Raw genomic sequence first — 17,936 nt, forward strand, 5'->3', positions numbered from 1 at the left:
GGTGACCGACCTCGACAAACGGCTCTCGCTCACCGAGTTCGCCGGACGGATCGAATCCGGTATGACCGTCGGCATCGGCGGCTGGGGCGCGCGGCGCAAGCCGATGGCACTCGTACGGGCTCTGCTGCGCACCGGCGTCAGGGAGCTGACCGTCGTCTCGTGCGGCGGACCCGACGTGGGACTGCTCGCCGCGGCCGGGCGGATCCGCAAGCTGATCGCGCCGTTCGTGACGCTCGACTCGGTGCCGCTGGAACCGCACTTCCGCACCGCCCGCGAAACGGGGGCCCTGGAGTTCGAGGAGTGGGACGAGTCGATGTTCCTGTGGGGGCTGACGGCGGCCGCGCACCGGCTGCCGTTCATGCCCGTACGCGGCGGACTCGGCTCCGACATCCCGCGCCGCAACCCCCGGCTGCGTACGGTCACCTCGCCGTACGCGGACGGCGAGGAGCTGCTGGCGGCACCCGCGCTGACGATGGACGTGGCGCTGGTGCACGTGAACCGCGCCGATGTACGCGGCAACGGACAGTCGCTGGGCCCCGACCCCTTCTTCGACGACCTGTTCACGGAGGCGGCCGAGCGCACCTACCTCTCGTGCGAACACGTCGTCGACCGCTTCACCGGGCCGCCGCAGTCGCTGCTGGTGCAGCGGCAGAACGTCACCGGTGTGCTGCACACCCCACGCGGCGCGCACTTCACCAGCTGCGCCCCCGACTACGGGCGCGACGAGGCGTTCCAGCGCACATACGTGCAGGCCGCCGGGGACCCGGACACCTGGCGGGAGTTCGAGGCGCGCTTCCTGTCCTCGGACGAAGACGCCTACCAGCAGGCGGTGGACGCGCAGCCCGCGCGGGAGGGGGCACCCGGATGACGGCCGAAACCCAAGGCACCGAAGTGACGACACCTGCCACCGCCACCCGTGCCGAGGTCTGTGTCGTCGCCTGCGCCGAGGCGTGGCGGGGCGACGGCGAGGTGCTGGCCGCGACGGCGGGCACCGTCCCCACCCTGGGCGCCCGGCTGGCACGGCTGACGTTCGGCCCGCAACTGCTGCTGACCGACGGCGAGGCGATGCTGCTGAGCACGCCGGAGGACCCCGCACTGGTCGAGGGCTGGCTGCCGTACCGCAAGCACCTCTCCCTCGCCGCGCGCGGCAAGCGGCACATGATGATGGGCGCAAGCCAGCTCGACCGGTACGGCAACCAGAACATCTCCTGCATCGGCGACTGGGCGCGCCCGAAGCGGCAGCTGCTCGGCGCGCGCGGCGCCCCCTCCAACACCGTCAACCACCCCGTCTCCTACTGGGTGCCCCGGCACTCGCCGCGGGTCTTCGTCCCCCGCGTGGACATGGTCAGCGGTTTGGGCTTCGACCGGGCGGCCGAGGCGGGCCCGGTCGCAGCGCGGTTCCACGGGCTGCGGCGGGTCGTCACCGATCTGGCGGTGCTCGACTTCGCGACACCCGACCGCCGGATGCGGCTGGCGAGCGTCCACCCGGGCGTCACCGTCGCACAGGTCCGCGATCAGACGGGGTTCGAACTGGCGATTCCCGGCCGGGTGCCCGTCACCCGCGAGCCGACCGCCGACGAACTGCGGCTGCTGCGCGACGTGCTGGACCCGCACGGCACCCGCGACCGCGAGGTCCGCACATGACCCCCCGCCCGGAACCGGAACCGGCCGATCCGCCGCATCCCCCGCACCCCCCGCTCCGCACCGCGCTCACCTCCCTCGTCGGCGTACGCCACCCCCTCGTACAGACCGGCATGGGCTGGGTGGCCGGCCCCCGGCTGGTCTCCGCCACGGCCGAGGCGGGCGCGCTGGGCATCCTGGCGTCGGCGACCATGACGCTGCCGCAACTGCGCGACGCCGTACGGGAGGTGAAGTCGCGCACGGCTGCCCCGTTCGGCGTCAACCTGCGAGCCGACGCAGGGGACGCGGCCGACCGGGTGCGGCTCCTCATCGACGAGGGCGTACGGGTCGCCTCGTTCGCGCTGGCTCCCTCCCGGGAGCTGATCGGGCAGCTCAAGGACGCGGGGGTCGTCGTCATCCCGTCCGTAGGTGCCGTACGGCACGCGCGGAAGGTCGCCGAGTGGGGCGCGGACGCGGTCCTGGTGCAGGGCAGCGAGGGCGGCGGACACACCGGGCAGGTCGCCACCTCGGTGCTGCTTCCGCAGGTGGTGGATGCGGTCACCGTCCCTGTCATCGGCGCGGGCGGCTTCCACGACGGGCGCGGGCTGGCCGCCGCGCTCTGCTACGGCGCGGCGGGCGCCGCCATGGGCACCCGGTTTCTGCTGACCCGCGAGTCGACGGTGCCCGAGGCGGTGAAGGCCCGCTATCTGGCGGCCCAGGTCACCGACATCACCGTCACCACGAAGGTCGACGGGCTGCCGCACCGGATGCTGCGCAGCGAGATGGTCGCGGCCCTGGAGTCCGCCGGCAGAGTCGCCGCCCTGCTGCGCGCGCTGCGCCATGCCGCCGCGTTCAAGAAGTACTCGGGCATGTCATGGGCGGCGATGCTGTGCGACGGCCGGGCGCTGCGGCACGGCAAGGACCTGTCCCTCGGCCCGCTGCTGCTCGCCGCCAACACCCCGATGCTGCTCAAGGCCGCCATGGTGGACGGCCGGACGGATGCCGGAGTGATGGCGGCGGGCCAGGTCGCGGGGGTGATCGACGATCTGCCGAGCGTCGCCGAGGTGGTGGAGCGGACGGTCCGGCAGGCGGCGGCCCTGCTGAGGGGGCTGGGTGCGCGGGTCAGCGATCCGCCCCCGGCTGCGTGAGGGCCAGCTCCTCCCGGGCCTCCATCAGCGCGAAGCCCAGCAGATTGGACCCCCGCCAGCGCTCCGGGTCGGCAGCACGCTCGTCGTCGGCCGCCAGCCCGATGCCCCAGACGCGGTCCAGCGGGCTGGCCTCCACCAGCACCCGCCCGGCCGTCCCCAGCAGATACTCCCGCAGCCGGGCGTCCTGCCCGAACTTGGCGATGTTGGCCCGTACGACGATGCCGTACCGCTCCCGGGCCCAGGTCTCCTCGTCGAAGCCGCGCACCTGACGGCCCAGCGCCTTGGCCGCGCCCGGATGCGGCGCCGCCAGCACGCGCTGCTCCGTCTCCGCGTCACCGAACAGCCGCGCCTTGCCGGCCATCATGAAGTGCTCGGCGCCGGCGTACTCCACCCCGTCCACCGTGAACCGCGCCGGCCACCACTGGCTGAGGCAGCCGGGACCGACGCCCCCGCCCCTGGGCGGCCTGTGACCCCAGAAGAACAGGTACTTCACCCGGTGGCCCCTCCGCACCATCTCGCACAGCTCGTCCCTGTCCCGCGCGGCGGCTCCGTTCGCGGCCGTCCCGCTCATCGCTCCCCCTCCCGTCGGCGCTCCCTCTCCCCGCACCCTTGCAGGAGGTCACCCGCACGGACCAGCGGTTTTCGCGGGTCACCCCTCCGGGTGGCAGTCAGGTCCGTACGGCGCAGCCCGACGGCGCGGCTACCGGAAATCGATGCCAAGACTGGCAGCAGAGCGTTCGTCGTACGAGCGCGCCGGACCCTTCGTCGGGCGGCCCCGCCCGCGCCTGACGCCTCGCAGCCGGAGGACGTATGGCCAGCAGGAAGAACCTCGTCGTCAACCGGACAGCCCTCGCCCACAAGGCCCGGTACGCCCTGGCCCACCCGCAGCGCGTTCCCGGCCACCTCCGGCGTGCGGGCCGGGACCGGTGGCTGGCCTTCAAGCACCGTGACCACATCAGCTATTACCGCGCGGTGATGGCCTCGGACACCCGACGCAGCCCGGACGCCGCGGTCGGCAGCCCGACCCGGGAGGAGTGGCTGAGGCTGGGCCTGCTCCAGTTCGACTATCTGCGCAAACACGGACTGGCGCCCACCGCGCGGATGCTGGACATCGGCTGCGGCAACCTCCGCGCGGGCTGGCGCTTCATCGACTATCTGGAGCCGGGCAACTACTACGGCATCGACATCTCTCCCGACGTGCTGATCGCCGCGAAGCAGACGCTCACCGACCGGGGCCTCCAGACCAAGCTGCCGCATCTGACGCTCACCCACGATCTGACGCTGGACTTCCTGCCCGACGCGCACTTCGACGTCGTCCACGCGCACAGCGTCTTCTCGCACTCGCCGCTCGACGTCATCGAGGAGTGTCTGGCCCACGTGGGCCGCGTGCTCGCCCCCGGCGGCTACTTCGACTTCACGTTCGACCGCACGGTCGGTACCGAACACCACGTGCTGCGCGAGGACTTCTACTACCGCACCGAGACGCTGACGGGGCTTGCGGAGCGGCACGGCCTGAGCGCCCGCTTCATGAACGACTGGGAGCTCCTGGGCCACGGCCAGTCCAAGATTCGCGTGACGGCGGAGCCCGTCCCGGCCTCGCCGTCTGTTCAAGTATGACTGCTCGCAGGGGCCCTCGTCACCGTCTTCCAGGACGATATCCGGCGCGGAAATCGCTCCTAGAGTCGCTGCCATGACCGCACGCGAACAGCACTCCGAGCTCAGCCACGAACTGATCACCATGAAGGCCGCGGACCAGGCCGCCGCGCCCAAGGCCAACAGCGACGACCCGGCTCAGCAGCTCGCCTGGCGGCGGCTGACCGCGCAGCACGGCGACCGGCTGCGCACCCTGCTGGAGCAGCACGGGCACTGGCCGACCGCCGAAGAGGTCGGCGAGGAAGCGGCCCTGGGCTCCTGGCTGGTGGCCCAGCACGCGGACCGGCAACTGGACGTGCAGCGGCTGGCCCTGCACCTGCTGGAGCAGGCCGTCGAGGACGGCACCGCGGGGCCGGAGGGCTGCTCCCGGCTGGCCTTCCTCCGCGACCGGCTGCACGTCAACGCGGGTCTGCCGCAGCGCTACGGCACCCAGATCCAGGGCGTCGCCGCCGACGGAGCGCCGATTCCGTGGCCGGTCGAGGACGCGGAGAAGCTGGATGCCCACCGCGCCGAGGCAGGCATCCCGCCGTTCGCGGAGTACACAGCGCAGCACGCGCCGAAGGGGTGACCCAGGCCGCGCTGTACCAGGCTCAGACGGTGAGCACGACCTTGCCGAACAGGTCGCCGCCCGCCATCTTCTCGAAGCCCTCGCGGGCCCGGTCCAGCGGCAGTACGGAGTCGATGACGGGCCGCACGCCCTTGGCGGCGCAGAAGCTCAGCAGCCCGGCCAGCTCCTCCTTGGTGCCCATGGTGGAGCCGACCACCTTCAGCTCCAGGAAGAAGATCCGGTTCAGCTCGGCGGCGGGCGGGTTCGGGCCGCTGGTGGCACCGGAGATGACGAGAGTGCCGCCGGGGCGCAGCGACTTGACCGAGTGCGACCAGGTGGCGGCGCCCACCGTCTCCAGTACGGCGTCCACCTTGTGCGGCAGCCGGGCGCCCGCCTCCACGGCGGCCTCGGCGCCGAGCTCCAGCGCCCGCTTCCGCTTGGACTCCTCACGGCTGGTGGCGAACACCCGCAGCCCCGCGGCGGCTCCCAGCACGATGGCGGCGGTGGCCACACCGCCGCCCGCACCCTGCACCAGCACGGAGTCGCCGGGCCGGACCGCGGCGTTGGTGAAGAGCATCCGGTACGCGGTCAGCCAGGCCGTCGGCAGACAGGCCGCTTCCTCGAAGGAGAGTGCCTTCGGCTTCGGCAGTACGTTCCACTGCGGTACGGCCACCCGCTCGGCGAACGTGCCCTGGTAGCGCTCGGTGAGGATCGACCGGGGCTCACGCGGACCCACCCCGTGTCCGGTCTGCCCGATGACGGAGTGCAGCACGACCTCGTTGCCGTCGTCGTCGATCCCGGCCGCGTCGCAGCCGAGGATCATCGGCAGCGACTCCTCGCCGAGCCCCACACCGCGCAGCGACCACAGGTCGTGATGGTTGAGCGACGCCGCCTTCACCGCCACGGTCATCCACCCGGGCGGCACCTTGGGCTCCGGCCTCTGACCCAGCTCCAGGCCGTTGAGCGGCTCTTCCTTGTCGATACGAGCGGCGTAAGCAGCAAACATGCCCCGACGCTACGCCGCTCCCGCACTCCCCCGACAGACCAACCGGCCTGCGAGCGACCCATCTCACGCCGTCAGCGCACCGCCCGGGGGCGCGCCCGCCCCCGGGTGGGCTCAGTCGCTCAGTGGCAGCGTTTCGGCCAGGGTGCGCCACTCCTCGCGGGGGAGGTCGGTGCCGATGCCGGGGGTGACCACCTGGAGGGCCACATGGTCGGCGCCGGCGGTGAAGAACTCGTCCACGCGGGCGCGGATGGCCTCCGCGTCGCCGATGGCGACGACCGCGTCGATGAGGCGGTCACTGCCGCCGTCGGCGAAGTCGGACTCGGTGAAGCCGAGGCGCAGCAGGCTGTTCCGGTAGTTGGCCAGGGCCAGATAGAAGGAGAGGTAGTCGCGCGCTGTGGCGTAGGCCGCGGCGCGGTCGGCGCCGGGGCGCTGGAGGATGACCTTCAGTTCGGGGGCGAGCAGCGGGTCGGCGCCGAGGATGTCGCGGGCCTCGGCGGTGTGCGCGGCCGTGACGAGATAGGGCAGGGCGCCCAGCGAGCGTTCGGCCGCCAGCTGGAGCATCTTCGGGCCGAGCGCCGCCAGCGCGCGTCCCGCGGCGGGCACCGGGCGCGGCGCGTTGTCGAGTACGTCGAGGTAGGAGCGCATGGCCGAGTAGGGCCGGTCGGCCAGCGGATGGTCGAGCGTGTGGCCGCTCTGCGCCTCCGCGTGGCTGACGCCGAGGCCGAGCAGGAAGCGACCGCCGTACTCCTCCGTCAACTGGGCGTGCCGCGCGGCGACCTCGGGGGCCGCGTGCTGCCAGATGCTGAGGATGCTGGTGCCGACCGTCGCCCGCGAGGTGGCGGCCAGCAGCTGGTGCGCCATGTCGGGCGAGGGGCTGCCGCCGATCCAGAGGGTGCGGTATCCCAGCTCCTCCAGTTCGGCGGCGGCCTCCTCGACCTGGGGCCGCCGTGCCGTGTCTTCCGTACGCAGCGCGGCGGCCCAGATGCCGACCCTGCCGAGGTGTGCGTTGTATGCCATGGCCGACACAGCATCACATCGCAGCCGGCTATTCCAGGAACGACAGCTGGCGGCGCAGAACGGATCGCCGCGGCCCGGCCGTCGGCTACAGCACCTTCGACAGGAACGACTTGGTGCGCTCGTGCTGTGGGTTGCCCAGCACTTCCTTTGGGTCGCCGGACTCGACGACGACGCCGCCGTCCATGAACACCAGCGAGTCGCCGACCTCCCGCGCGAAGCCCATCTCGTGGGTGACGACGACCATCGTCATGCCGTCCCGGGCCAGCGCCTTCATCACGTCGAGCACCTCGCCCACCAGCTCGGGGTCGAGCGCGGAGGTGGGCTCGTCGAAGAGCATCAGCTTGGGATCCATGGCCAGTGCCCGTGCGATGGCGACGCGCTGCTGCTGGCCGCCGGAGAGCTGCGCGGGGTAGCTGCCGACCTTGTCGGCCAGCCCCACCCGGTCCAGCAGCTCGGTGGCCCGCTTGCGCGCCTCGGCCCTCGGGGTCCGCTTGACCTGGACGGGCGCCTCCATCACGTTCTCCACCGCCGTCATGTGCGGGAAGAGGTTGAAGCGCTGGAAGACCATGCCGATGTCGCGCCGCTGGGCCGAGACCTCGCGGTCCCGCAGTTCGTAGAGCTTGCCGCCCTTCTCGCGGTAGCCGACGAGCGTGCCGTCGACGTACAGCCGGCCGGCGTTGATCTTCTCCAGGTGGTTGATGCACCGCAGGAAGGTCGACTTGCCGGACCCGGAGGGGCCGACGATGCAGAAGACCTCGCCGGTCTTCACCTCCAGGTCGATGCCCTTGAGGACCTCGACGTGCCCGAACGACTTGCAGACGCGTTCGGCCTTGACCATCGTGCTCATGCGCTGACCCCTCCGGCTCCCTGTGCCCCCGAGCCGGTGCCACGGCTCATGGTGAAGACGTTCTTGCGTATGCGCTGCCACGGGGTGTCGGGCAGCTGGCGGAGGGAGCCGCGTGCGTAGCGCCGCTCCAGGTAGTACTGGCCCACGCTGAAGACGCTGGTGACGACGAGGTACCAGATGGTGGCCACCAGCAGCATCTCCACGACCGCGCTGGAGTTGTTGCCGATGTTCTGCGCCTTGCGCAGCAGTTCCTCGTACATCACGACGGAACACAGCGAGGAGGTCTTCAGCAGGTTGATGAACTCGTTGCCGGTGGGCGGCACGATCACCCGCATCGCCTGGGGCAGCACGATGCGCCGCATGTTCTGTCCCTGGGTCATACCGAGCGCCTGCGACGCCTCGGTCTGGCCCTCGTCCACCGACTGGATGCCGGCCCGGCAGATCTCCGCCATGTACGCGGCCTCGTTGAGGCCGAGGCCGAGGAGCGCCGCCATGAACGGGGTCATGACGTCGGTCATCTCGTCCTTGTAGATGGGCATGATGTTGAAGACCGGGAAGATCAGGGCGAGGTTGAACCACAGCAGCAGCTGCACATAGACAGGCGTGCCGCGGAAGAACCAGATGTAGCCCCAGGCGACGGACGAGGTCACCGGGTTCTTCGACATCCGCATGACCGCGAGGACGATTCCGAGCACCAGCCCGATGAGCATCGACAGCACGCTGACGACCAGCGTGTTCCTGACGCCTTCGAGGATCTGGTCGTTGAAGAAGAAGTCGCCCACCGCCTGCCAGCGCAGCCCCTCGGCTGTGGCGAAGGCGCGTACGAGCAGCGCCAGCAGCCCGAGGACCACGACGGCGGACACATACCGGCCGTAGTGCCGTACGGGTATGGCCTTGATGGCCTCCGGCGCTTCCTTCGACGGGGGCTCCCCGCCGGCGGGGATCTTGTCGGTGATGGGTGGTGTCACGGGGGCTTGCCTCTCAGCGTCCTCGGCGTCCTGCGGGGTGTCTCTCGTGGGCTTGTGCCGGATGGCTCAGGTACCGGCGTTGATCGTTACCTTCTTCACGGCGCCGTCCTGAACGCCCCACTTCTCCAGCGCCTTCTTGTACGAGCCGTCCTTGATGATCGCCTTCATGGCGGCCTCGAGGGCGTCGCGGAGCTTCTTGTTGTCCTTGCTGACGGCCATGCCGTAGGGGGCCGACTGCATCTGCTCGCCCACGACCTCGAAGTCGGCGCCGGACTTGGCGGCGTTGGCGGCGACGGGGAAGTCGGAGATGTCGGCGACGACACCGCCGGCCTTCAGCCGCACCCGGGCCTCGTCGTCGGTGTTGTACGGCTCGATGTCGATCTTCTTCTTGCCCTCCTTGACGCACTTCTTCGTCTGCGCCTTGAGGATCTCGTGCGAGGTGGTGCCGCGCTGGGTGGCCACCTTCCTGCCGCACATCTGGTCGACCGAGTCGAGCTTCTCCGGGTTGCCCTTCTTGACCAGGATCGAGGAGCCGGCGGAGAGGTAGTCGACGAAGTCGACGCCCTTGCCCGCCTTCTTGCCCTTGTCGTCCAGGCCCTCCTGACGGTCCTTGGTGTCCGTCATCGAGGACATGATCATGTCGAAGCGGCCGGTCTGCATGGAGGTGATCAGACCGTCGAAGGTGCCGTTGGTGAACTGGAAGCGGACACCGAGCTTCTTGCCCATCGCGTCGGCGAGGTCCGGGTCGAGGCCGACGATGTCGGCCCCCTCCTTGTACTCCATGGGCTTGTACGCGGCATCGGTGCCGACCTTGATGACGCCCGCGCTGCGGATCTTCTCCGGCAGCATGGCGTTCAGCTTGCCGCTCCCGCCGCCCGAGCCGCCGCTCGCGCCTTCGGTCTGGTCGCCGCAGCCGGCCAGCAGCAGGGTGCCGCTGACGGCGAGGGCCACCGGCACGATCCCGGCACGTCGCGCGGCCACACGTGCGGCCCGGCCGGCGGTCATGAGCCTGCTTTCGGTCATGGGCGGGTCCTCCTGGGGTGAGGGGGAAGCCGTGGGGTCGGGCACACACCTTCGGATGTCGCGACCGTGTCCGACGGATGAACAGATGAACGATGGGGGGCATCTTGCCATCCGGACAAGCGGCAGCAGGGCGCCTCCGAGGTCAAAATCGGATAACGGATATTCGACTCCGGATACAGGGCACGTCGGAAGGTCGTAAAGGGGGCGAACAGCGGGAGTGCCGTCTCTCACACCGCTCTCACACCGCCGGGCTGTCTCACTGTGCGGACTTCGAGCCGGAGTCGAGGCACTTTGTCCCGCATTCCGCCAGCTTGGATATCGGGGCGGCCGGAAGTAGGTCGTCCACGGCGGCCGGTGTCGGGTAGAAAGGTCGATTACACCCCTCACCCGGGGACCAGGGCGCGTGTGCGGCGCGCCCGGCGTCCGTACCTCCCTCCGGGCCGCGGCCATCCGCCGGCCCGGGAAGCGGACGCGGTGCCCGCCCGTTCCTCACCGCAGGGAGCGGTCACCCTCACACAGATTCGACAAAGGGGTTCAACACAGTGGCAGCGGAGATCGTCAATCAGAAGGACGGGCTGGAGCCGGACGTCATCGATCCGGCGTTCGCCCTGCACCGGGGCGGCAAAATGGCCGTCCAGGCGACCGTGCCGGTGCGGGACGCCGACGACCTGTCCCTCGCCTACACGCCTGGCGTCGCAAAAGTCTGCAGCGCCATCGCCGAGCAGCCCGGACTCGTCGACGACTACACCTGGAAGTCCCAGGTCGTCGCGGTGGTGACCGACGGCAGCGCGGTGCTCGGGCTGGGCGACATCGGCCCCGGGGCCTCGCTCCCGGTCATGGAGGGCAAGGCCATCCTCTTCAAGCAGTTCGGCGGCGTCGACGCGGTGCCGCTCGCGCTGGACACCCAGGACACCGACGAGATCGTGGCGACGGTGGCCCGGCTCGCCCCCTCGTTCGGCGGGATCAACCTCGAAGACATCTCGGCACCGCGGTGCTTCGAGATCGAGGCCCGCCTCAAGGAGAAGCTGGACATCCCGGTCTTCCACGACGACCAGCACGGAACGGCCATCGTCACGCTGGCCGCGCTGCGCAACGCGGCGAAGCTGAGCGACCGCGCGCTGGGCTCGCTGCGCGCCGTCATCTCCGGCGCGGGTGCCGCCGGTGTCGCCATCGCGAAGATCCTCGTGGAGGCGGGCATCGGGGACGTGGCGGTCTGCGACCGCAAGGGCGTCGTCTCCCGCGACCGCGGCGACCTCACCGAGGTCAAGAAGGAGCTGGCAGGCTTCACCAACAAGGCCAACGTCACCGGCTCCCTGGAGGCCGCCCTGGAGGGCGCCGATGTGTTCATCGGTGTCAGCGGCGGCACGGTGCCGGAGGAGGCCGTCGCGACGATGGCCAAGGGCGCGTTCATCTTCGCCATGGCCAACCCGAACCCGGAGATCCACCCCGACGTCGCCCGCAAGTACGCGTCCGTGGTGGCCACCGGGCGCAGCGACTACCCGAACCAGATCAACAACGTGCTGGCGTTCCCCGGCGTCTTCGCCGGTGCGCTCCAGGTCCGTGCCACGGACATCACGGAGGGCATGAAGCTGGCCGCCGCCGAAGCGCTTGCCGCTGTGGTGGCCGACGAGCTCAGCCCCGAGCGGGTGATCCCCTCCCCCTTCGACGAGCGCGTCGCCCCCGCCGTCACCTCGGCGGTGGCCGCCGCCGCCCGCGCGGAGGGCGTTGCACGCCGGTAGACCGAACGTTGGGCCTCCCCCTCTCCGGCGCCCGGTGAGGGGGTGCCCCTGTCCGATGCTTGCGGACTGCGGGTGTTCCCCCAAGCTCTTCGAGCAGGGGGTACCCCCATGGCTGGTCGCGCAGTTCCCCGCGCCCCTGACGGCGACGGCCCCTCTCAGCGCAGGGCGAGGACCATGCCGTCCGTGGGTGAGGCCCACACAACGCGGGCCTCGCCGAAGCCGACCTCCCGCAGGGTGGCCGCGTGCCACTCCGCGTCCTGGAACTCCTCGTTGTTGTGGTCGTGCCGCACCTCGGCGGGGTTCCCGAACAACGCGAACCGCTCCTTGGCGACCGCCGCCAGCGCGGGGTCCTCGGAGAGCGCCCGCCACCATCCGCCCCAGTCGAGCGCGCCCTCGTCCCGCTGGCGCTTACTCCGGTCCTCGTCGAAGACGTGCACCGCGGCGTTGATCCGCGGCGTCGACTCGTCCGGCATGTGGTCGGCGTTCATGAAGACCCCGCCTTCCCGTACCAGCCCCGCGATCTGTGCGTAGAGCCCGCGCAGCGGCTCGGTGCGCATCCAGTGCAGTGCCGTGGCGGTCAGTACGGCGTCGTAGGGACCCTCCGGCAGCGCGGTCGGCCAGTCGGGGTCGCTCAGGTCGGCCGTCACGAACCGGGCCCTCTCGTCCTCCGCGAAGGTGCCGCGCGCGAGGGCCAGCAGCGCGGGATCACGGTCGACGCCGACGGTCCTCGCGTTCGGCATCCGCTTCAGGACGCGGTCGGTGATACTGCCCGTACCGCAGGCGAGGTCGAGCACCCGGGGTTCGGGGCCCACCAGGGCCTCGGTCATGTCGAGCATGACCCGGAACCGCTCCTCGCGGTCGGGCAGGTACGTCTCCTGCTGCCGGTCCCAACTCTCCTGCCAGCCTCGCCAGTCGGCCTCGTGCTGCGCGTGGGTCGCCATTCCCGTCCTCCGCCGTAATACGCTCGTAGTGCCTTCAACTATTACCGACGATAGAACGCCCGCCGTAAGGATCACAAGTGGAACTGAACTATTACTCAGATCTGGCAGTGCGACTGGTGAACAGCGAGCAGCCCGAGCGCGGGGACGACACCCTCACCTCCGTCGAGGCCGTCCGCGAACTCTTCGGCGCACACGGGACCATGGCGCGCCGGGCGACCGAGGCCGACGTCAACCGGCTCCGCGCCGTCCGCACCCGGCTGCGCGCCGTCTTCACCGCGGCCTCCGAGGGCGACGAGGTAAGAGCCGTCGACTTGCTCAACGCACTGCTGATGGAGTTCCCCACCAGTCCGCAGATCTCCGGGCACGGCGATCTGGACGACGAGGGGCGGCCCCGCTGGCACATGCATCTGGCCGAGCAGCCCGCCAACGCCACCGCCGCCTACGCGGCGACGGCCTGCATGGGGCTCGCCTTCCACCTCACCGACCTGGGCGTGGACCGGCTGGGCATCTGCCAGGCTTCGCCCTGCCGCAACGCCTATCTGGACACCTCGACCAACCGCTCGCGCCGCTACTGCTCGGACCGCTGCGCGACCCGCGCCAACGTGGCGGCCTACCGCGCCCGCAAGCGCCTGGAGAGCAGCCCGGCCGACCCCGAGGAGGCGCCGGACCCGTCCGCCGGCGGACGCGGCCGCATCGGCCCGACCAACGGGCGCACGGCGGAGGCCGACCAGCGCAGCACCGAGCCCGGCGAGCGCTGAAGGCCGCGCGGCGGGCGCAGCCGCAGCCATGCCCGGGCCATGACGAGGTCGTCGGGCACCACGCCGAACTCCCGGCTGTCGTTCTCCACTCGCGGGTTGTCGCCGCGCACCCACCAGCCGCCGGGTCGCCGTTCGATCGCGCGTTTGACGATGAGCAGATCGTGCTGGAAGGGATGACGCAGCACGACGATGTCGCCTGGCCGTACGGCGGCGCCGTAGGTGACGACCAGCTGGTCCCCGGGGAACAGCGTCGGTTCCATCGAGGGGTTGTAGACCTCGGCCAGACCGATCCGCTTCAGGGGCCCACCGTGCCCGTCCTGTTCCCGGCCCTGAGCACCGTGGGTCGGACCGCCCTGTGGCGTACGCTCCGGCATCTTTTGCGCCTCCGGTCCAAGGCCGCCTCCGGCCCGATTACTCCAGCAGATCCAGCCCGTCACCGGACTTTTGTCCTAAGCCCGTGGGGGCACACGCGAAAAGACTTCCCACACGGAGTAATCTCGCACGTGAGAAGACGATCACGAGGAAGGATGGCTTTTATGCTCTCCCGACTGTTCGCCCCCAAGGTGCAGGTCAGCGCCCATTGTGACCTGCCGTGCGGTGTCTACGACCCGGCACAGGCCCGGATCGAAGCCGAGTCCGTGAAGGCCATTCAGGAGAAGTACCAGGCCAACGACGACCCGCACTTCCGGGCCCGGGCCACCACTATCAAGGAAGAGCGTGCGGAGCTCGCGAAGCACCACGTCTCGGTGCTGTGGAGCGACTACTTCAAGCCGCCGCACTTCGAGAAGTACCCGGATCTGCACCAGCTGGTGAACGACACCCTCAAGGCGCTCAGCACGGCCAAGGGATCCACCGACCCGGCCACCGGGCAGAAGGCGCTGGACTACATCGCCCAGATCGACAAGATCTTCTGGGAGACGAAGAAGGGCTGAATCACCTTCAGGCCCTACGATCAGCGGCTTTCCACCGCGAGGTCATCCGGTCCGCGCCCGGTCCGCATGCCGCCGACAGCCTCGGCCATGACGGGCCGGGCGCGGTCGTTCCCGGGCCGGGACACACCGCCCGGCTCACCGGGCCGGGCCGTGCCGGAGCGGGGTGAGCTGCTCGATGTCGTAGCGGGTACGCAGCTCGGCGACGACCTCCTCGTTTGGAGGGCCGCCCGCCGCCAGGATGTCGAGCAACTCCTCGAAGTACCGCTCGTGATCCGGCGGCGGCGCCGACTGGAACAGCATCCGGGCGGGAGCCCCGGTCGGGTTGGCGAACGCGTGCGGACAGCCCGGCGGCACCAGTACGACGGTGCCGGGCGTGGCTCGGACGACGCCGTCGCCCGCGGCCGACCGCCACTCCCGCCAGCCGTCGGCGGTACGGATCAGCGGCTCGAAGGCGAAGAGGTCGAGCTCGCCCTCCAGTACGTAGAAGAACTCCTCGCTGCGGGCGTGGACATGGGCGCCGACGTCGAAGCCCGGCGGCACCACCACCTCGAAGCTGGACGCGGTCCGGCTGTGCTGCCCCGTCACCTTGAAGGTCACCTGCTGGGCCGCGGTCCGTACGGTGCGGCCCCGGCCCGGTGGTACGACCAGGCCCTTGTTCCGCGGCTGCGGGGCCGGTTCCGTACCGGGTTGTCCGGTCATGAGGGGGTGAGGACTCCTTCCGGACGGCTTTCGCTGCGGCTGCCGAGGGCGCTCCGCCAACGGCCCAGCGCCATCTCCGCGGTGATGCCTGGACCGAACCCGGCCAGCAGCCCCGCCGCCCCGTCGCCGGGTCCGCCCTCCTCGAACAGCCTGCGCAGCGCGTCCAGGACCACGACGCTGGCCGTGTTGCCGTACTCCGTCAGCGTGGCCCGGCTGAACCGGAAGGCGTGCTGCGGCACCTGAAGGAACTCCCCCAGGTCGAGCAGGATGCGGGGGCCGCCGGCGTGCACGATGTAGAAGTCCAGCCGCCGTACGTCCCAGCCGTGCAGCGCCGCCAGGTCGCCGAGGGCCGGCGCGAGCGGGCCCATGGTGGAGGGCACCCGCTTGTCCAGCACGAAGTGGAAGCCCGTGGACCGCACGTCGTAGGAGATCCACGCCTCGGTGTCCGGGATCAGATACGAGCCGTTGCGCTCCAGCCGGATGCCCGTCCCGCCCGAACCCCGGACCACGGCAGCAGCCACACCGTCCCCGAACAGGCCGTTGGACAGCAGCGAACCGACACCGTCGTCGGTCGGCTGGTAGCACAGCGAGCAGAACTCGCAGGCGACGATGAGCACGTTCGCTTCGGGATGTGCGGTGCAGAAGTCGTGTGCCCGGTTGATCGCCGCGCCACCGCCCGCGCATCCCAGCTGCGCGATGGGCAGTTGGCGCGTCGTGGAGCGGAACCCCTGCGTATTGATCAGCCACGCCGTGAGCGAGGGCATCATGAAGCCGGTGCAGGACACATAGACGATGAGGTCGATGTCCTCGGCGGTCAGCTCGGCGGCCTGCAGCGCCCGGGAGACCACCTGCGGCACCCGGGCCTTCGCCTCGGACTCGTACACCGTGTTCCGCGCCTCGAAGCCCGGATGCCTCAGCGTCCGGTCCAGGGGCTGCACAAGATGTCTCGTCCGGACGCCGGTGCTCTCGATCAGCCGCAGCACGAGCGGGAGCTGAGGATGCTCCGAGTGCCGGGAACGCGCCAGTGCGAGAGTGTCCGCCATCGTGATCACATGTGGCGGGACCTGCACAGCAGGTCTGCACAATGTCGCCATACAGGGGTCAACGACGTTCTGGTATCAGCGGATACCCCACCTGTCGGGGCAATTGACCCGAAAGACCGGCAATTTTCCCTCTGCTGGTCAATTTCCCATAAGCGGAAAGAACTTCGAGCCCTCGAAGTCCGGGGCCGCGGGGCCCTCTTGCCTGGTGGCGTGCGCGCGGCGATGCTCAACTTCCGGCAGTTGCCCGGCACAAGAGGTGTCCGGGCCCGCAAGCTCATGCGCTCATTCGGGGGAACAGTGACACAGGGGGCCCAGCAGGGCGATGTGATAGGAGCTCGCTATCGACTGCTCCGCACGCTCGGCAGTGGCGGTATGGGCCGGGTCTGGGAGGCCCACGACGGGCGGCTGGAGACCCGGGTGGCGCTCAAGGAGCTGTGGCTGCCGCATGTGATGGCACCCGAGGAGCGGGCCGAGCGTCTGAAGCGGGCCGAGCTGGAAGCGCTCAACGCCGCCAGACTGCGCGACCACCCGAACATCGTCACCGTCCATGACGTCCTCGTCGAGGACGGCTGCCCCTGGATCGTGATGCAGCTCGTCTCCGGCGGCACGCTCCAGGAGCGCCTGACCAAGGGACCGGTGTCCGTCTCCGCCGCCAAGAAGCTCGCCAAGTCCCTGCTCGGCGCGCTCGACGCCGCGCACCGGCAGAACATCGTGCACCGCGACGTCAAACCGGCCAACGTCATGGTGACCGAGGAACGGCAGATCCTGCTCACCGACTTCGGGATCGCCTCCTCCGAGGCCGGCACGGGCCTGACCGCGACCGGGGTGGTCGTCGGCTCGGCCCCGTATCTGGCACCGGAGCGGGCCAAGGGCGAGAAGTACGGGGCCGCCAGCGATCTGTTCTCGCTCGGGGTGACGCTGTTCGAGGCGCTGGAGGGCGTCTCGCCGTTCCGGCGGGACTCCAGTCCGGCCTCCCTGCACGCGGTGGCGTACGAGGAAGCCCCCGCGATGCGGCGGGCCGGCCCCCTCGAACCGCTGGTCACCGCGCTGCTGGCGAAGACTCCCGCGGACCGGCCGTCGGTCGCCGAGGCGACGGCCATGCTCAAGGGCAAGGACCTGCCGAAGAAGCCGGCGGGGGGTACGACGGGGGAGGGCAGCGGGAGCACGGCCGAGTTGCCGACGAAGACCGCGACCAAGAAGCTCCCTCCGCCGAAGAAGCCGGTCGCGCCTTCCGCCCAGAAGGTGAAACTGAAGATCGTCAACGAGACCGGGGTGCCGCTCCGGGTCCGGGCGGACGATGTGACCGTGGGCTGGGTCGCAAGTCGGAGGACGGACACCTTCCAGGTCAAGGCAGTGGCACGCACTGTCGAGGTGACGAGCTCCGGCCTCAACCGCGGAGTGAGCCCCATGAAGGCCAAGCCCGGTGAGACCGTACGGCTCACTGCCCGTAAGCGAGGCAAGGACCTGCTGCTGAGCAGCGCCGGGACATCGGCACCGGCCTCCAGGGCACCGTCGTCCGCGGGGTCGTCATCCGCGAGGTCGTCGTCGGCGGGGTCGTCGCCCGCGGGGTCGTCGGCCGGCTCGGGATCGAGGACCTCCGGAGCGACGAGCACCTCCTCCGACAACTCCGGGGCGGGCTGTTTCCTCCTCGTGCTGGCCGCCGTGGGCCTGGCACTGCTGCTGTACGGGCAGAACGAGGGCTTCTCCCAGTGGGTCAGCCACGAGCTGCACGACTCCGCCGCGTCGGCCAAGGTCGGCGACTGCCTCTACTACGACACCGGGCAGGAGGGCGAGGGCGAGCAGGCCAGGCTGCAGGGCGAGTGGGTGAAGGTGCCCTGCTGGTCCGCGGCCGCCGCGTACGAGGTACGCAGCCTGTATCCCCCGCTTTCCGTCAACGGCACCCGGACCTGTGTCGGCGGCACCGTGCCGGTCATGACCGGCGGCCGCACCTTGTGCGCGGTGCAAAAGTGACCCCAGTCCGGGGGTAGCGCTCGT

At 70.5% G+C, this 17,936-nt stretch carries 18 protein-coding genes and 1 pseudogene; 9 read left to right on the forward strand and 10 right to left on the reverse strand.

What is annotated here, in order from left to right; translation table 11 throughout:
* Position 1: 1 nt before the first annotated feature.
* Genes ACTWQF_RS01955 through ACTWQF_RS01965 form a run of 3 tightly spaced genes read left to right on the forward strand, consistent with a single transcriptional unit; the run spans position 2 to position 2,768 of the window.
* Positions 2–868 (forward strand): CoA transferase subunit A, encoded by an 867-nt coding sequence (locus ACTWQF_RS01955; RefSeq protein WP_443276430.1) that lies wholly within the window; start codon positions 2–4, stop codon positions 866–868.
* Positions 865–1,644 carry a CoA-transferase subunit beta gene (locus ACTWQF_RS01960; protein WP_443276431.1) on the forward strand — a complete coding sequence of 260 codons (780 nt, stop codon included), beginning with the start codon at positions 865–867 and terminating at the stop codon, positions 1,642–1,644. Before ACTWQF_RS01955 ends, ACTWQF_RS01960 begins: the two co-directional genes overlap by 4 nt.
* Positions 1,641–2,768, forward strand: a complete 1,128-nt coding sequence (locus ACTWQF_RS01965) for an NAD(P)H-dependent flavin oxidoreductase (protein WP_443276433.1) — start codon at positions 1,641–1,643, stop codon at positions 2,766–2,768. The genes ACTWQF_RS01960 and ACTWQF_RS01965 overlap by 4 nt, the downstream gene beginning before the upstream one ends.
* On the opposite strand, the gene ACTWQF_RS01970 is transcribed toward ACTWQF_RS01965, so the two are convergent.
* Positions 2,743–3,339, reverse strand: a complete 597-nt coding sequence (locus tag ACTWQF_RS01970) for an NADAR family protein (protein ID WP_443276435.1) — start codon at positions 3,337–3,339, stop codon at positions 2,743–2,745. The genes ACTWQF_RS01965 and ACTWQF_RS01970 overlap by 26 nt on opposite strands.
* A gap of 239 nt (positions 3,340–3,578) precedes the next feature.
* Between ACTWQF_RS01970 and ACTWQF_RS01975 the strand changes: the two genes are divergently transcribed.
* Both ACTWQF_RS01975 and ACTWQF_RS01980 read left to right on the forward strand, forming a co-directional pair.
* On the forward strand, positions 3,579–4,385 hold the full coding sequence (locus ACTWQF_RS01975) for a class I SAM-dependent methyltransferase (RefSeq protein ID WP_443276437.1): 807 nt from the start codon (positions 3,579–3,581) through the stop codon (positions 4,383–4,385).
* A 73-nt stretch (positions 4,386–4,458) separates the two neighbouring features.
* Entirely contained in the window at positions 4,459–4,989 is a 531-nt protein-coding gene (locus ACTWQF_RS01980) for a DUF6624 domain-containing protein (protein WP_443276439.1), read from the forward strand.
* 22 nt (positions 4,990–5,011) lie between these two features.
* On the opposite strand, the gene ACTWQF_RS01985 is transcribed toward ACTWQF_RS01980, so the two are convergent.
* The 5 genes from ACTWQF_RS01985 to ACTWQF_RS02005 all read right to left on the reverse strand — a co-directional run bounded on the left by ACTWQF_RS01985 (position 5,012) and on the right by ACTWQF_RS02005 (position 9,829).
* A complete protein-coding gene (locus ACTWQF_RS01985; protein ID WP_443276440.1) occupies positions 5,012–5,974 on the reverse strand; it encodes a zinc-binding dehydrogenase in 963 nt (320 codons plus the stop codon).
* A 111-nt stretch (positions 5,975–6,085) separates the two neighbouring features.
* Positions 6,086–6,991, reverse strand: a complete 906-nt coding sequence (locus tag ACTWQF_RS01990) for a TIGR03620 family F420-dependent LLM class oxidoreductase (RefSeq protein ID WP_443276441.1) — start codon at positions 6,989–6,991, stop codon at positions 6,086–6,088.
* Positions 6,992–7,076: 85 nt separating this feature from the next.
* Entirely contained in the window at positions 7,077–7,838 is a 762-nt protein-coding gene (locus tag ACTWQF_RS01995; RefSeq protein WP_443276443.1) for an amino acid ABC transporter ATP-binding protein, read from the reverse strand.
* The gene (locus ACTWQF_RS02000; RefSeq protein ID WP_443277531.1) at positions 7,835–8,794 is read right to left on the reverse strand and encodes an amino acid ABC transporter permease; all 960 of its coding nucleotides are present in this window, start codon (positions 8,792–8,794) and stop codon (positions 7,835–7,837) included. Before ACTWQF_RS02000 ends, ACTWQF_RS01995 begins: the two co-directional genes overlap by 4 nt.
* A gap of 78 nt (positions 8,795–8,872) precedes the next feature.
* On the reverse strand, positions 8,873–9,829 hold the full coding sequence (locus ACTWQF_RS02005) for an ABC transporter substrate-binding protein (RefSeq protein WP_443276445.1): 957 nt from the start codon (positions 9,827–9,829) through the stop codon (positions 8,873–8,875).
* Positions 9,830–10,371: 542 nt separating this feature from the next.
* On the opposite strand from ACTWQF_RS02005, the gene ACTWQF_RS02010 reads away from it, so the two are divergent.
* Entirely contained in the window at positions 10,372–11,568 is a 1,197-nt protein-coding gene (locus ACTWQF_RS02010) for an NAD(P)-dependent malic enzyme (RefSeq protein WP_443276447.1), read from the forward strand.
* A gap of 155 nt (positions 11,569–11,723) precedes the next feature.
* On the opposite strand, the gene ACTWQF_RS02015 is transcribed toward ACTWQF_RS02010, so the two are convergent.
* Positions 11,724–12,509: a class I SAM-dependent methyltransferase gene (locus ACTWQF_RS02015; RefSeq protein WP_443276449.1), complete on the reverse strand. Its 786-nt coding sequence runs from the start codon at positions 12,507–12,509 to the stop codon at positions 11,724–11,726.
* A gap of 77 nt (positions 12,510–12,586) precedes the next feature.
* On the opposite strand from ACTWQF_RS02015, the gene ACTWQF_RS02020 reads away from it, so the two are divergent.
* Complete coding sequence (locus ACTWQF_RS02020; RefSeq protein ID WP_443276451.1) at positions 12,587–13,267, forward strand: CGNR zinc finger domain-containing protein; 681 nt, start codon at positions 12,587–12,589, stop codon at positions 13,265–13,267.
* A 92-nt stretch (positions 13,268–13,359) separates the two neighbouring features.
* Here ACTWQF_RS02020 and ACTWQF_RS02025 read toward each other — a convergent pair.
* Positions 13,360–13,641, reverse strand: a pseudogene (locus tag ACTWQF_RS02025) (S24 family peptidase); the annotation flags it as partial.
* 162 nt (positions 13,642–13,803) lie between these two features.
* Here ACTWQF_RS02025 and sodN point away from each other — a divergent pair.
* A complete protein-coding gene (gene sodN, locus ACTWQF_RS02030) occupies positions 13,804–14,199 on the forward strand; it encodes a superoxide dismutase, Ni (RefSeq protein WP_443276453.1) in 396 nt (131 codons plus the stop codon).
* Positions 14,200–14,334: 135 nt separating this feature from the next.
* On the opposite strand, the gene ACTWQF_RS02035 is transcribed toward sodN, so the two are convergent.
* Positions 14,335–14,898: a cupin domain-containing protein gene (locus ACTWQF_RS02035; protein ID WP_443276455.1), complete on the reverse strand. Its 564-nt coding sequence runs from the start codon at positions 14,896–14,898 to the stop codon at positions 14,335–14,337.
* The gene (locus ACTWQF_RS02040) at positions 14,895–15,992 is read right to left on the reverse strand and encodes a type III polyketide synthase (protein ID WP_443276456.1); all 1,098 of its coding nucleotides are present in this window, start codon (positions 15,990–15,992) and stop codon (positions 14,895–14,897) included. Before ACTWQF_RS02040 ends, ACTWQF_RS02035 begins: the two co-directional genes overlap by 4 nt.
* A 246-nt stretch (positions 15,993–16,238) precedes the next feature.
* Here ACTWQF_RS02040 and ACTWQF_RS02045 point away from each other — a divergent pair, with 246 nt between their 5' ends.
* Positions 16,239–17,912, forward strand: coding sequence for a serine/threonine-protein kinase (locus ACTWQF_RS02045; RefSeq protein WP_443276458.1), 1,674 nt, complete (start codon positions 16,239–16,241; stop codon positions 17,910–17,912).
* The last annotated feature ends 24 nt before the right edge of the window (positions 17,913–17,936 follow it).

The sequence above is a fragment of the Streptomyces sp. 8N114 genome (genome assembly GCF_052245835.1).
Lineage (GTDB): Bacteria > Actinomycetota > Actinomycetes > Streptomycetales > Streptomycetaceae > Streptomyces.